Source organism: Acinetobacter sp. X9 (assembly GCF_054889255.1).
This window is the reverse complement of sequence record NZ_CM142679.1, coordinates 2,633,462-2,648,888: the sequence shown is the minus strand read 5'-3', so window position 1 is coordinate 2,648,888 and position 15,427 is coordinate 2,633,462. Positions and strand designations below refer to the sequence as shown.

Genomic DNA, 15,427 nt, shown 5'->3' with positions numbered 1-15,427 from the left:
TATTAATAAGTACATCTCAAAATTAACATACTATCAATTGATTATGTATGCTATTTTGCTTTGGATTGTTGGGTGTTGGTTTTGGATAATTCCAATTTATTCTCATAAAATAAAATATCTTAAACAAGAAAATTATGAAATTGCACAATTGATTCTACCTGATAATGTTGCAAAAAAATCGCCTATCAAATTAAAAAATATTGAAAAAATAAATTATTCTGGAGTGCTGGCTGTTACTCAACAACATAATTTAAAATTAAATGAATTTCTTTTTTTAAGCGAAAAAAATTCGAGTAAAAATCAATATCAATTTTCAGTCAAAGGGAGTTGGTTACATATACGAGAATTTATATCAAAACTTACTGAAAAATATAGAGATAATTTAATTATTAATTCTCTTGATCTTCAGAGGGATGAAACAACAAATGAGGCTACTCTAACGATTATTATTACTGATGGTGATATATGATTGATTTACATCAGTGTCTTCCTGTTAAATACCGCCGTATTGGTATTTTGATTAGTTGTGTTGTGGTATTGGGGGTATGGTCACTTACACTACCGCCTACAGATTCATTGGAGTTTGAAAAATCTATTATTAATTATAAAAAAGAGGAGAAATCAGATGCGATGAGCTGGTATTCTCTTCAAGCAGAAAGTCCAAATTTAGGTTATTGGGATCTACCAGTAATTCATCCTCAAATAGAAAAAACTATTCAAGTTAGTAAAAAACCTATTCCCATTGAAAAAAAGAAAATAGTGAATAAACAGCCAGTTTTGCCTCAACAAATTATTCCTTTAGTAAATGAACAATCACCAATAGCTACAGTGAGCTTGCCTCAAGTGAAATATTTGGGGCAAGTTGTAGATAATAGTGGTTTACAGATTTTTTTATCAATTGATGACTCCAATGTAGTAATGCAGCCAAAGCGTATTTATGATCAAATTTGGCAAATTATAGGCGTTGATAAATACGAAATCCGTTTATTACATATACCTAGCAATCAAATTTTACATATAAACAAATCATGATGAATTTTTCTTTAATGAACTTACCGCAAACTAAACTAACAGTGGTTACTCTGAGTTTTCTTATGCTTGGAGGTTGCTCTATAGCACACTTATCTCAACATGAGAAAGAATTAAAAAAGTTAGATAAATTAAAAAAGGAAGCAGATAAAAAACCTGCCAGCCATCGGATAGATTACGTTTTTGAACAGCAACAGATGATCAACTATCGAATTTCACAAGCCGAAAAAGCCAGATCGCAGGGAAACTTAGAAATGGCTCTATTGCAGTATCAGCAGATATTAGAAATCGATCCGCATAATATTGTTGCTCAAGAGGGTATCCAAAAACTGAAGCAAATCGATCAAGTAAAGCCTTTATTTGACTTGGCAAAATCAAGTTATGAAAAAGGAAATTTTGAGGCTGCATTAACAATTTTAAAGGAAGTTATAAAGACAGCTCCTGATTTACAGCAAGCTGTAAATTTAAAATTCGATATTGAGAGAGAATTAAATCGCAAAATACTAAATCCTCCATTAGCAAGTGAAAGGTTAGAACAGCGAGTTTCATTAGAATTTCGTAATGCCCCAGTTCAAGCGGTGATGGAGTTACTTTCTCAACATTCTGGTATTAATTTTATCTTAGATAAAGATACTCGTTTAGAGCAAACTACTACAATCTATGCAAAAGAAACTACAGTACAAGAAGCATTAGACATGATAGTTAGAACTTCTAACTTAGGTTATAAAATGTTAAATACAAATACTTTTTTAATTTATCAAGATACGCCTGAAAAGAAAAAAATATATGAAGAGTTAATTACCCGATCATTTTATCTAGGGAATGCTGATGCTCAGAGAGCCCAAGAGATGGTTAGTAAATTATATGAACCTAAAGCTATGTTTTTTGACAATAGTTTAAAAATGTTGGTCATACGAGATACGAAGCAGGTTGTTGAAAGTATTGAAAAAGTATTGGAAGCATATGATTTACCTATGTCTGAAGTTGTGTTGGATATAGAGGTCTTGGAGGTAAACAGAGACACTTTACTTGGTTTGGGTATTACATTCCCTGATCAAGTAAAAGTAAGTGCATTAAATCCAATAGGTGAGGTTGGAAAATATACGCTTAATCAATTAAAAAATATGACATCTGATAGTCTCAGTTTGGTCACTGCCGATACTTTGGCCACTCTTAATTTTAAACAGACAAGTACTAAAACTAATTTACTCGCCAACCCTCGTATACGAGTTAAAAGTAAAGAAGAAGCTAGTTTCTTAATAGGAGATAAAGTTCCTGTTGTAACAACAACTGTTGGGCAAAACTCTGGATTTGTTTCAGAATCTGTTAACTATCTAGATGTAGGTTTAAAAGTTGAGGTCAAACCTGAAGTAAATAAAGATAGGCAGGTGCAAATTGCTATTAAATTAGAAGTTAGTAATATTGCAAAAGAAATTGCTACAAAAAATGGTCTTGTATATCAGATTGGTACGAGAAATGCGTCAACTACTTTGCAATTACATGATGGTGAGACTCAAATGCTTGCAGGTTTGATCAGAGATGATATAAAAACTTCTGCAACACATTTGCCTGGTTTTGGAAAATTACCACTTTTAGGTAGATTATTTTCTAATACAACTGACAGTAAAAATAAGAGTGAAATAGTTTTACTAATTACTCCAAGAATCGTACGCCCTTATTCATTACCAGCTCCCCATATTCAGGAATTTATTTCTGGTACAGGTAGTCAAGTCACTACTAGACCTTTAAGACTTACAGATCATTCTACTTATTTGCCTCAGGCACAAGCTATGCCAGAACAAGTAATTGAGTCGCAAAGTACGAATAAAGTAATGGAAAATAATATATCTACTATTGCTTCTCAAGCGAGTCAGCCAATAACATTTGATAAAAAAGCAGACTTTCAGTTAAGTGGACCTTCAAATGTTATACCAGGGCAAGAATTTACTTTAGCCCTCATACAAAATACCCCTGCTTTCCAATCCTTAAGTCTAGATGTTCGACACCCAGAATCGTGGGAATTGGTGAAAATCGTTAATATTGCACCAACTACACGTATTGATCAGGAGAAAAATAGTAGTGGAACGAAATTAACATTTGGCGCTACACCCCAACATCAAGGTCCTATTGCTCTTTTGACGTTTAAGGTTCCTGCAAAACAATCGAATCATAAAGAAAATATAGTAATAGAAAATGGAAAAATTAATTTAAATGATGGTAAAGGTGAGCAAGCTTTGTCGGATAAAGTTGTTAAAGAGTTTGAGCTAAATCAATGAATAGACAACAGAATGGCTTTACCTTTGTTGAGGTATTAGTTTCTTTAGTTTTATTAGCTTTACTAGCCTCTGTTGTTATACCTGTTTCTGACATTGCTTCTAGGCAGTCTAAAGAACGAGAGTTGAAACGAGCATTAGTTGAAATTCGCGATGCTATAGATGCTTATAAAGAAGCAAGTGATAAAAATGAAATACCGAAACAATTCCAAACTGCGAGTGGTTATCCGCCAAATTTAAAAATACTTGAAGGGATTCCAGAGGAAAGGGGGAAAATAAAGCATCAACGCTTTATTAGAAAAATCCCTGCTGATCCATTTTCGACACAAAAAAATATACCACCTGAACAAACATGGGGGAAGCGTTCATTTTTAAGTGAGGATAATGATCCCAAAGAAGGGGAGGATGTTTATGATATCTATTCTACTTCTAAGAAAATAGGCACGAATGGGATAGCGTATCATGAATGGTAATTATTTAAATAAAACAAAACGAGGATTTACCATTGTTGAGTTATTGGTAGTTTTATCTGTCATTGCTCTACTGCTGTCAATTGTTACTCCACGGTATTTAAATAAAATTGAAGAAAGTAAAGAAATAGCTTTAAGACAAAATTTGTCAGTTATTCGAAAAAGTATAGATCAGTATTATTCTGATCAAGGCGAATATCCAGATAAACTTAACCAACTTGTTGAAAAACATTATTTAAGAGCAATTCCATTAGATCCAATTGCTGAAAAACATGAATGGAATGTTGTAAAAGAAAAACAAATAGGAGGTATTTATGATATTAAGTCTACAAGTCAACAGATAGGTAGTGATAATCGAGTTTACTCAGAATGGTAAATAATAAACTTTATAATATAAAAACTAGATCCTCTCAGCAGGGAGCCATTTATATATGGATGCTACTATCACTTTTATTTCTATCTTTAGGAATTGGGCAGTGGTCTATAAACTATGCGACTTTAAAACAGCGTGAAAAAGAAGAGGAGCTTCTAAGAATTGGGTTAATGTATAGAAAAGCAATTTATCAATATTATCAGAATTCACCAGGTGGTGTAAAAACTTATCCTGAAAAAATAGAAGATCTATTAAGAGATCCAAGGTATTTAGAGGTAAAGCGTTATTTAAGAAAATTAGAAAAAGATCCAATGACATCGAAAGATTTTATACTTATTAAAAATAGTGAAAATCAAATTATTGGTATATATAGTGCTTCGCTACAAAAAACAATTAAAAAAACAGGATTTTTACTTTCTTTACAAAAATTTGAGAAATCTAAGAGTTATAAAGAGTGGAGATTTGAAATGTAATTAATTATTTAGATAAGACTGGTACTAAGTCAGTTTTGAAATTTTATTTAATTTTAGGTTTTAAATAAATTAAAAATTATCTCGTATTTTAAAATTTGGTTCAATCATGAATAATATATTTTCTTTAACTCTTGTTTCTTAGTTCTTGTGTTTATGCTGGATCTGAAATTCCTTACTTTAAGGGAGATTGTGGATTAAAATTAAAGGATTTTTCAGTAATAATAGCAATGTAGTTTATTGATCTAATTTAGCCTACTGGTGCTCCATCGAAAAATTTAAAAATACTGAAAATCATGGAGATTGGGTGTTTGAAGGGGAGAATTTTTATTGATTATATTTTTGATAATAATTATTATTAATTTAATGATGCTTTGTTTTAAGATGTAGTAACTTTAATTATGTATACTATAGTTTGATAGATATTGAAAATGACAATAATTGAGAATTTTATATGAGTAATAAGCCAAGGTTATCGATTTTAATTTTTATGCTACTCAATAGTGGTGCTTCTGCTGCAGGAGATAATCCGTATTTTAAAGGGGATACAGGTTTAAACTTTAATGATTTTATTGTAAACAAGGAATGGATGGGGAGTGAAACTGTTGATCCTTATTCAGGAAACTTATTTGTATTAAATACAGATGTATCGTTGTCGAGTAATAATGGTTTACTAGATATTGTCGTAAATCGTTTTTATGATATGGCTAATTATGCCTCGGGACAAGCTTCTTTTAGAAAAGACAGTTATGAGTGGAATCTATCTAATGGTTGGGTAATGAGAGTTGCTCCACGTCTAACATTTTTTAATTATTATAATGTAGACACACAGGATGGAACACCTTATTGGTTTTACGATAGGTTCAATAGTGGTTTTACATCACTTTGTAAGAAAGATCGTTTTTTATGGAACAGAACGGGTGATAAGTTGGTACTTGCACATGCTGATGGTAGGACGGAACTCTTTGCAAAAGAAGCTACATCGAATATGGCCCGTACTTCATCTAATTGGCAAGTAAGTTGTATTGCTGGAAATATTGTTTTAAATTCTCCAGAAGGTGTTCGATATGATTATGGGAACATTGATACTGATCTAAATACGGGCTTCCATGCTAGCACTGTATATTATGCAGAGTTTTTAGGACCAGATTTACCTACAGAGCATTCAGTTTATATGGATGCTAAAAAAGCAACAGACCCTTTGGGAAATGTTTTAGAATTTGAATATAAACAATTCGGAACTAAAGTTAAACCAGAAATTGATAGTTATGGTCATAGCAGTACCGAGAAGAGAACACAATATTATAATTTAGGTAATCCAAACTTACAGCTAGTATCAGTAAAAGCAAATGATGGGCGTGCTATTAACTTAGAGTATGATCCCGTAAATGGTTTTCTAAAAAGTATAAAAGATAATAATAATCGAGTATGGAAATATAATTATACTTCAGGCATAGAAGCGGTCAATTTTAACGATACTAGAGGTAATACCAATTTGGTTAAAAATGTCACAAAAGATAACTATTTTTTAACAAGTGTAACATTTCCTGATAATAACAAGATAATTTATGACTATTACCCTATTTATTGGACTGATCGAGTAAAGGTAATACAACCAGACCTCAGCCCACTTACACATTGGGCTTCCTTTGCTGATGGTGAAAAGTTAATTAATGCATTAAAGCTTAAGTCCATTGTTTATCCAACACAAGGTAAAGTCAGTTATGAATATAGTTATAAAATATTAGAATCTAGCTTTGATCCATTTGGTGAAAAAGTGATGCCGTATGTAAAAACTAGGAGTTTGTCAAGTGGTGATAAGTGGACATATGATTACCAAAGAGGTGCTGCTGGTCAGTATGCACAAACAGTGATTAAGGGACCAGAGGGAACTACGACCTATAAATTTATTGACCCTGAATTTAATTCATGGCGAGGTATCGGGGAGCCACCATATTATGGGGCACCAGTCCAAAATACGCTCTGGAAACTAGGTAAGCCGGTGGAAATAATAGATCCTACTGGTGGAGTTACAACATTTCAATGGACTAATCGATTATTATCACAACAACCACTTGTTTTTGTTGATACTGGTTTTGTAGCAGATGAAAAAACTTGGGCAGCAGATTTATCTAAAAAAACAATAACCCGTGATGGAGCTATATATACTACAGAATATCAGAATTATGACAGCTATGGTAATCCTGGTAAAGTTATAGAAACGGGACCGAATGGTGAAAACCGAACAACAATTTATACTTATTATAATGATCCAAACAAATGGATTTTATCTAAACCAAAAGATGAAACAATTTATAATGGCAGTACTTTGGTTGGAAGTATAACCAGAAACTATGATAGCAATGGTAATGTTTTAAGTGAAAATAAAGACGGTATTGTTAATATTAATACATATGATGCGCAAGGTAACATTGCTACATCTGTGAATGCAAATGGAGCAACTACTACATTTAGTAACTATAAAAGAGGTATAGCCCAAACAGAAGTTCAACCTGAAGGTGTAACTATAACTCGAGAGGTAGATAATGCTGGCAATGTAATTTCAGAGACCAATGGGGCTGGCCAAAAAACTAGTTATATTTATGATGGACTGGATCGAGTAACATCAATCATACCCCCAGTTGGTGATAAGACGACAATTACGTATACGGCGACTAGTAAGACAACGACACGAGGCAATCTTGTGGAAGTTATGAATTACGATGAATTTGGTCGTCCTAAAGATTCAAGCAAAGATGGAATTAAGACGACTTATAAATATGATGCCTTTGACAATAAAATATTTGAGTCGAACCCTAGTTCAGATAAAGGGACGACAATTAGTTATGATGCGTTGAATCGGGTTAAAACAATTACTAATCCAGATAATACAAAGCAGACCTACGAATATGGTAAAGCTAGTACAAGTATTACTGATGAACGAGGGAAAAAAACGACCTATAACTATCGTTCATACGGTAATCCAGAAGAACAACATCTGATGAGTATTACAGCACCTGTTGCAGATGCGAATGTTACGCTCACCCGTAATGGAAGGGATCAGGTTACGACGGTTAAACAAAAAGAGTTGACCCGGACCTATGGTTATAACAGCAAATACCAACTGACATCGATAGACAACCCAGAAACAGGGAAAACGATTTATGGAAGAGATAATGTTGGGAATATGACCAGTGTTAAAGTTGGATCATTAGGAACCACTACATTAACTTATGATGGGCGTAATAGAAATACGAGTATCACTTATCCTTCGGGTACACCGAAGGTAACCAAGACTTATACGAAAACAGATAAGCTGGATATGGTAGATAATACGACAGTACAGCGTAAATTTAACTATGATGCTAACGATAACTTAAGCAGTGAAACGCTGACAGTAGATAAGCAGACCTTTACGACAAAATATGGTTATAACACAAAAGACCAGTTAAGTAGCGTTACCTATCCACAATCAGGGACGGTAATTGATTATGCACCAGATGCTTTGGGCCGACCAACGAAGGTAGGAAATTACGTTACGAATATAAGCTATTGGCCATCAGGACAATTTAAACAATTGAATTATGCTAATGGTACGGTGAGTAACTACGGTCAAAATGACCGTTTATGGCCAAGTAGCTTTGATACGAAAAAAGGTACAGTAGCCCATCTAAACAGTAATTATACCTATGATGGTGTTGGTAATTTACTAAGCATAGCAGACAGTACCGATAGTAATTTTAATCGAACCGCGACATACGATGATATCAACCGATTAATCACCGCTCAAGGCCCATGGGGAGCAGGAACATTAACTTATGATGGTATGGGGAATATCACTAAGCAAAAATTTGGTTCTCAAGTACTAGACTATGTTTATAACAGTACAACAAATAAACTTAGCAGTACTTCAGGCTCCAAACTAGGTACATATAGTTACGATGTTATGGGTAATATCACAAGTGACGGGGTTAATACTTACAGTTATGATGCAGTTCCTAGCCTGATTTGTGCAAAATGTAATGATAGTAGTAAGAGAGTGGATTATAACTATGATGGGCTTAATAAACGAGTCAGTGTAACCAAAGCTGGAGTTAAGCGTTACGAAATACTAGCAACTAATGGCGATCAATTGATTGAATTTATACCAAGTCAAAATAATAAATTGACAGAGTACTTCTATTTGGGTGGAAAGCGAATTGCCCAACGTATTTCTCCTTAAAAGACAAACGAATAGAAGATAAAGGAAATCAATATGAAGCAAAGTCTAACTGTATTAAAATTTGTAATAGTTAGCATAATTAGTTTACTTAGTGTTCTTCAACTAAGCTATGCAGCAGAAGAAATTACATACTACCACAATGATGTTTCTGGCAGTCCCTTACTTGCAACGAATGCCAGTGGTAACGTACTTTGGAAAGAGAGTTATCGGCCTTATGGAGATAAACTCACTAAGAGTGCGGCAAGTCAAAATAACAAGATAGGGTTTCATGGCAAGCCGTTTGATGATGACACTGGTTTGTCTTATATGCAGGCGCGTTACTATGATCCAATATTGGGACGATTTACGGGAATGGATCCTGTAGATTACCAAGAAAACAATCTCCATAGTTTTAATCGTTATGCATATGCAAACAATAACCCTTATAAATATGTCGATCCTGATGGGAATCATCCTCTAATTTATATGTTAGGGGTAGGACTAGGAGCGATTTCTTTAGCTGATGGTGAGCCACCGCAAGCGAAAGCTTTTAAACTAGCACCTACTGCTGTGGGGGTAAAACAGGGTATGGCTACGGAAGCTAAAGCACTCTCTTCAAAATCTTCTACAATAAGGTCAAACAATGCACAAGGAAAAGCATTTGAAGATCAAGTAGAAAAAAATCTTTCAAAACAGGGGTTAAATGTAGGAAAAGAGATTACTGTAAAGACCCAGAGTGGAGTTCGCACTAGATTAGATTTTCTTACAAAAGATAAAAATGGTAATATAGGGTGTGTCGAGTGTAAATCATCGCCAACAGCACCTTTAACTCGTAATCAAAAACAAGCTTTTCCTGAGATTGGACAGTCAGGAGCAACAGTTGTCGGTAAAGGTAAGCCTGGATTTCCTAATGGTACATATATACCACCCTCTGAAATAAAGATTAAACGACCCTAATTGAAGGAAAACTTATGTCAGTTGAAGAAGTAAAAGTCATTGATTTTGTTACGATAACTGCAGGGGGGGATTATTTGCTCACTATAGCTGACCATTTGCCTTGGGAGAGTAAAGAGCATTTATTCATTTTACAAGAGAAACTTAATACTTACATTTCTTTTATAGAAAGTAATGAGATATATGATTTGTACCCTGAGGCTAGGGGATGCAAAATCATTATAAATTTAATGTATAAGTATCCCTTAAATGGCACTAATGAATTAAAATTTCTTAAAGAGGTAGAAAATGCATTGAAAAATATTGGTATAGTCTTTAAGTGGGAACACTCATCAATAGACAGCTGATCTAATTTTCGATAAAAAAGTTTTTTTAAGAGTTTAAATAATTCAAATTTTTAAAGCCAATAATTTTTTATTATTGGCTTTTGGCTTAATTTTACAGATTTAAAGAACTATAAGGATGAGTGGGAAAAATTAAACACAAAGCTAATTAGGAGAAAGGGGGAGATTCTAGCAACATATGGATAGAGTAATTTAAACTTAAGCTCTTTAACTAATAAAATATTTACTAACTCATATTGAAAAATTACATGTTGATGATTTTTTAACTTTAAATTTTTATTAAAACTATTAAGATTTGATAAATTTATTGAATTAAATACTAGTTGTAAGGCTTTAAAAATAAAAATAATGATTTACATAGACAAACATTGGATCCTTTGAGGCATGTAAGACCATGAAAAATGTTGATTATTTGATTGTAATACCAAAGCTAGGTTTGTGGAGTTCAGAGAATAACGCCAGAGTAAGGGATGAATTTAGGAGTCTTTGCTACTTTTTGGGGATGAAACTTCATGAGGCTAAAATTAAGTCTAATAATTTTAGTGGGATATATTTTATAGGAGAAGAAGAGTTAAGAGAAGTTTACTTTATGAATAGCCTAATGGTGATCAGTGTAAAATTCATAGAAAGTTTGTATCCCTCAAAAGGTGATGTCATTGCTATAAATGAATATTTAATTGAACGAATTAATGATGGTTTATTGAAAGTTAAAGAAAAATATTCTGAAATTTTTAATGTAATAATTCAAGGGATAGAAGAATTCAGAAAAGCAGATTATAAATGCATCTGGATACACAAGAAGAAAAAAATAAAGAAATATTTATTTAGACTTAGGTGTGAAATGAATATAGATTATTTTCATCTTTATTTAGAGATTTTAGATAAAGATCTGTGTGTTATTTTTTCTAAAATAATATTAGAAACACCGCCAAATGAATATTCTTTCAAATATAGATTTAAAGACCTCAAGATAGATGATGAGGGTAATGTTGTGGTAACAGATTGTGCTAATGAGGTTTGGTATAAGTTTAATCCTAAAGATGAAGTGGAGGAATATTTAGATTAATTTATTATAGAATCTACTTGAAAATTTACGTTTTTCCTTCTCTTTTTTTATGTGATCATGATTAGAAATGCTATATAACACCTCTTAATTAAGGGATTTACGTAGTTTTTTAGAGTGATGCATAAGAAAAGAGGCTTTACCTTTTAGAGCTAATGATTGTTTTAGTTATTATTGGCTTGTTAGCACGTCTTATTGGGGGTAATCCCATTAAAAATAATAGGACTTAAACTTAGAAATTTATAGATTTTAATACGTTATTAACGGGATACCTTGAATATGAGTAAGCAGTTTCAAAGAGATTTTGGAGTTTACTGCTGTCCCCATATATTTCATAAGGAAAAACCTGTTTTATTGGTAGTCCGTGATGAAGATGGAGATTGGCAGTTCTTATGTGGGAATGATGCTGATGATGAATGTCACTATGTTGGAGTCGGTCATCTTTTAGATAGAGATAATTCCTTAGAAGTATTAGTTAATCTTGAAAAAAATACAGGTGCTGAACTTGATGATACTAATCAGGTTTGGAAATATTTTAATTTGGACTAAATAAATGAAAATGTGAATGCTATTATTTATAGTGTTCACAGTTTTAAGTATTTATAAAAATTCTCTAAGTTCTTGAAGAGTTGATGAATAGAAATATATTTAAGAAAAACACCCAAAACTCTTATTTTTACACTTTAAAATAAATTAAATGAGCTTACTTTAGAAAAAATTATATCTGCATTGCAAGGATTGCAGTGGGAAACAAGCTGGACAAGTTACACAGGAACAAAGGCGTATGTTTTTGGAGTTTAAGAATCGATGAAAGATATTTTGAAAGTTCAGAAAGAATGTTGTGATCATTATGAAGAAAAATTTTTTCCTGTAGAGTTAGATCAGTTGGTTGTAGTATCTGATGATGTTTTAGAGGGAGAAATACCTATAGAGGGTGTTAGGTATAGATCACCTAAACATATGAGTGGTTGGTGGTTAACGGCTGATAAATATGATGGTGATATAGAAACTCTCAAGAATGTTCATTTTACACATATATTGGAAAAAAGACCTGATTTAGCAATTTATATGGCATTACCTTACGGATATAGATTTATATTGGGAGGAGAAGAGGAGCATGTTTGGTTTGATGAGAATACTTTAGATGAATAATTTATATTTTATTGTGAAATAAGGTTGTTTTAGGTTTAATAGCCATTTGTTTTAAGTGGCTATTAAGTCTAATTCGATTTTATTTAAAGTGAATTTGGTAGTCTTTTTGGTTAATTAAAAATTAATAAATATAATTGGTTTTTAGGTTTAAATAATATTATATATTGCTTGTGATATGTTGTAGAGATTAATTTATAATATTTAATTTTAATATAGGTTTTAAAATATTTGTTATGATGCTTTAATATTAAGCTACTCTAGGGTAAGTTAAATTTAAAATCATAATAAATTTATTTTACTTAAATCGAGAGAGTAACTTTTTCTGCAAAAATGGATTACAGAGCAAAATCGCAAATAAAATAATAAATATACCGATAATGCTAAACAGATCCGGTAATTCATGCCAAAAAACAAATCCCCATATTCCTGCAAAAATAATGGCAATGTAGTTCATTGGGCCAATTTGTCCCGCTGGTGCTAGGCTGTAAGCATAAGACATAAACAGTTGGCTAATGTTTGCTAAAAGTCCTGCGGCAATGAGTAGAGCTAGTTCATGCCAAGTGAAAATACGCCAATGCCAGAACATTGGAATAGAGGAAATTAAACTACCGAAAACACAGAAATAAAAAACGATACGTTCAGGCGGCTCTGTACTGGTTAAAGCTCTTACAGTCACAAAGGCCATGGCTGATAAAAAGCATGCACCCAGTCCAATAAAAGACAACGCATTCAATAAGCCTTGGTCAGGTTTAGCAACAAATAAAACCCCAATTAGCCCAATAACGGCGGCAAAAATCATCGATTTGGTAATTTTTTCTTTTAAGAAAAGCCATGCAATGAGTGGAATAAAAATAGGAGATGAATAACTAAAAACCATGGCATTTGATAGTTTTAAGTTCGCAATGGCATAGAAAAAACCATACATTGCAGCAAGTCCCACTAGACTTCGCCACGTGTGCATCCAGAGTTTATCGGTTTTAATAAAGTCTAAACCCTGTTTAAACAGCATCGGAATAAAAATAAATAAACCCACTGCATTTCTAAAAAATACGACGGTCGCATTGTCCACTGTTTCTGAAGCAAAACGAATGCACACTCCCATAATGGAAAATAATAATGCCGATGTCATAAGACAAAGCAGTGCTTTTCCAAGTTGATTTGAGGGGAGGTTTGGAGCAGTCTGATTTTGCATATCGAAATGAGTTTTTGGTTTTCGGTGTTATCTTAGCAGCGATGCAGGCATTGGATGAAATATCATTTAATAATGATTCAATACTGATGCTTAACAAAATAAAAAAAGAGAGCCTATTTAGCTCTCTTTTTATCTTATTGGATGTTATTTACAGCTAAAGTTTTCAGCTTTTTCGCTATCACCTTGACCATTGTAACGAGCAATGAGTGGGTAAGGGCAAAGTGGGCGGGTACGGTCTGGTGCCCAATCTTGCGGAAGTTCAGTATTCACTTGACCACTTGGGTTACCTGCGCCGCGTGCGGTCGCAATGATTTTGTCAGGTGCTTGCCCGTATTCAACCCAGCTGACTAAAGCAGTCAATGCATCAAATTGGTCAGTCGCAATGCCATCACGGGTATGGTTCATGCCCGGAACTCTAAAGAAACGTGCAAATTCAGGTGCTGTACCTTTTGCATCATTTTTATAGTGTTGTAGCAGTTGATCGTACCAATTTTGAGTGTCATCTACAGAGAAAACGCCATCTGCTGTGCCTTGTACCACAATCATTTTTCCACCGTGATTACGGAGTTTATCTAGATTCAATTCATCGGGTGGCATCATGAATGACATCGAGCTTTCAGTGTATACATCATTGGTTGCCGATAGTTTTGGATAGTCGGTATCGAAGTTAAAATTAAAGGCAAATTGTCTAGAGTTTTGAGTCACAGTTGGGTCTGGTGGGACTTGAAAAAGAATGCCGACTGCAACGGGGTCACGCGCTGTTCCCACCGAAGATTCAAATTTCCAGCTTGCCCAGTTACTTCCCACTAAACCGGGATCGAAAGGTTGGGTTGCATAGAGCGCTTGTCCAGCCGAATTTACAGGACCACGGTAAATGTTGGCTAATACATCAATTTGTTCGGTACTTAAACAAGTACCATCTCTTGTGCTTGAGCAAACAGGTACATCCTTGTGAATATCAAAAGCTGTACGGCAAGCTTCGACATCTTGAACCAAGCCATCTGTAATACCGTCTAGAGCATCGCATTGATCTAAAATCGCTTTTGCTAATACTTTGCGTTCCGAAAGAGTAAGAGCGGTACTTAAATCATTTTCATCTGTTGCGACACGACGAAGCTGTTGTGCTGTGTAGAGTTGAGCTGCGGCCGCACGAGGTAAATGAAAACCCGGTGTACTTGCTAAAATTCCATCATATTGGTCACCCAAACGGGTTGCGGCAATCATGGCATGACGACCACCATTTGAAGTGCCACCTGCATAGGAGCGATCTGGTAATTTGCCATATGCGGCTTTAATTAGGTTTTTTGCCATAGGCGTGAGTTTGGTAATTGCACCATAGCCATAGTTGATTCTGGCTTGAGGGTCTAAACCAAACATTGGATTTTGTGAAGCATTATGTCCAGCATCGGAGGAAATAACCGCAAAACCATCATGTAGAGCATTGGTGAGTGGTCCACCGCTACCAACCTGACCTGTTGCAGGGACTAAATTACCATCGGTTCCACCATTGCCTTGATAGAGAAAACGGCCATTCCAGTCTATTGGTAAGCGCATTTCAAAACCAATTTGATAGGTTTGTCCATCGACAGGGCTTATGCGTTGATCCATATAACCTTTAACCAAACAATGAGCGCCAATCGGTTTATTGGCGACAGTCAAGGTGCCTGCCTCTTGAAGAGTGGAGGAGCTAATGACCGTATTGTTGTATTGAAATCCGAGTAAGTCCGTACAGCTTCCTGTCATTTTTACGCCTACAGCAGGAGATAACTGCGGTGGTTCGTTTGTAGAAGGAACCGATGTGTCATCACTATCACTTCCACAGCCTGCCAAAGAACCAAGCATGGCAAGCACTACAGCGGAATGCATCAAAATTCGTTTATTTTTGGTGTAATTCATTTATTCATAT

At 34.1% G+C, this 15,427-nt stretch carries 14 protein-coding genes; 12 read left to right on the top strand and 2 right to left on the bottom strand.

Translation table 11 applies throughout. The features are described from left to right. Window positions 1-43 precede the first annotated feature (43 nt). From ACYU0V_RS12620 to ACYU0V_RS12565, 12 genes are all read left to right on the top strand, one after another. Complete coding sequence (locus ACYU0V_RS12620; protein WP_347747390.1) at window positions 44-469, top strand: hypothetical protein; 426 nt, start codon at window positions 44-46, stop codon at window positions 467-469. Next, window positions 466-1,032 carry a hypothetical protein gene (locus ACYU0V_RS12615; RefSeq protein WP_461847699.1) on the top strand — a complete coding sequence of 189 codons (567 nt, stop codon included), beginning with the start codon at window positions 466-468 and terminating at the stop codon, window positions 1,030-1,032. The genes ACYU0V_RS12620 and ACYU0V_RS12615 overlap by 4 nt, the downstream gene beginning before the upstream one ends. A 14-nt stretch (window positions 1,033-1,046) precedes the next feature. Continuing rightward, on the top strand, window positions 1,047-3,305 hold the full coding sequence (locus ACYU0V_RS12610; RefSeq protein ID WP_461847697.1) for a secretin and TonB N-terminal domain-containing protein: 2,259 nt from the start codon (window positions 1,047-1,049) through the stop codon (window positions 3,303-3,305). Continuing rightward, window positions 3,302-3,775, top strand: a complete 474-nt coding sequence (locus tag ACYU0V_RS12605; RefSeq protein WP_017389148.1) for a prepilin-type N-terminal cleavage/methylation domain-containing protein — start codon at window positions 3,302-3,304, stop codon at window positions 3,773-3,775. Before ACYU0V_RS12610 ends, ACYU0V_RS12605 begins: the two co-directional genes overlap by 4 nt. Then, window positions 3,765-4,148: a type II secretion system protein gene (locus tag ACYU0V_RS12600; protein WP_461847696.1), complete on the top strand. Its 384-nt coding sequence runs from the start codon at window positions 3,765-3,767 to the stop codon at window positions 4,146-4,148. Before ACYU0V_RS12605 ends, ACYU0V_RS12600 begins: the two co-directional genes overlap by 11 nt. Further along, window positions 4,142-4,618, top strand: coding sequence for a type II secretion system protein (locus ACYU0V_RS12595; protein WP_461847694.1), 477 nt, complete (start codon window positions 4,142-4,144; stop codon window positions 4,616-4,618). The genes ACYU0V_RS12600 and ACYU0V_RS12595 overlap by 7 nt, the downstream gene beginning before the upstream one ends. Window positions 4,619-5,069: 451 nt before the next feature. Continuing rightward, window positions 5,070-8,837 carry a hypothetical protein gene (locus ACYU0V_RS12590; RefSeq protein ID WP_461847692.1) on the top strand — a complete coding sequence of 1,256 codons (3,768 nt, stop codon included), beginning with the start codon at window positions 5,070-5,072 and terminating at the stop codon, window positions 8,835-8,837. A gap of 33 nt (window positions 8,838-8,870) precedes the next feature. Continuing rightward, a complete protein-coding gene (locus ACYU0V_RS12585) occupies window positions 8,871-9,773 on the top strand; it encodes an RHS repeat domain-containing protein (protein WP_461847690.1) in 903 nt (300 codons plus the stop codon). A 14-nt stretch (window positions 9,774-9,787) separates the two neighbouring features. Next, window positions 9,788-10,117: a DUF6572 domain-containing protein gene (locus ACYU0V_RS12580; protein ID WP_347747374.1), complete on the top strand. Its 330-nt coding sequence runs from the start codon at window positions 9,788-9,790 to the stop codon at window positions 10,115-10,117. 391 nt (window positions 10,118-10,508) lie between these two features. Continuing rightward, window positions 10,509-11,180, top strand: a complete 672-nt coding sequence (locus ACYU0V_RS12575) for a hypothetical protein (RefSeq protein WP_461847688.1) — start codon at window positions 10,509-10,511, stop codon at window positions 11,178-11,180. 276 nt (window positions 11,181-11,456) lie between these two features. Continuing rightward, entirely contained in the window at window positions 11,457-11,726 is a 270-nt protein-coding gene (locus ACYU0V_RS12570; RefSeq protein WP_461847687.1) for a hypothetical protein, read from the top strand. Window positions 11,727-11,984: 258 nt separating this feature from the next. After that, on the top strand, window positions 11,985-12,329 hold the full coding sequence (locus ACYU0V_RS12565; protein ID WP_060465488.1) for an immunity protein Imm33 domain-containing protein: 345 nt from the start codon (window positions 11,985-11,987) through the stop codon (window positions 12,327-12,329). Between the two features lie 295 nt (window positions 12,330-12,624). On the opposite strand, the gene ACYU0V_RS12560 is transcribed toward ACYU0V_RS12565, so the two are convergent. Together ACYU0V_RS12560 and ACYU0V_RS12555 are read right to left on the bottom strand one after the other, a co-directional pair. Beyond that, window positions 12,625-13,521: a DMT family transporter gene (locus ACYU0V_RS12560; protein ID WP_461847685.1), complete on the bottom strand. Its 897-nt coding sequence runs from the start codon at window positions 13,519-13,521 to the stop codon at window positions 12,625-12,627. A 144-nt stretch (window positions 13,522-13,665) separates the two neighbouring features. Beyond that, window positions 13,666-15,417 carry a tannase/feruloyl esterase family alpha/beta hydrolase gene (locus ACYU0V_RS12555; RefSeq protein ID WP_461847683.1) on the bottom strand — a complete coding sequence of 584 codons (1,752 nt, stop codon included), beginning with the start codon at window positions 15,415-15,417 and terminating at the stop codon, window positions 13,666-13,668. Window positions 15,418-15,427: the final 10 nt, after the last annotated feature.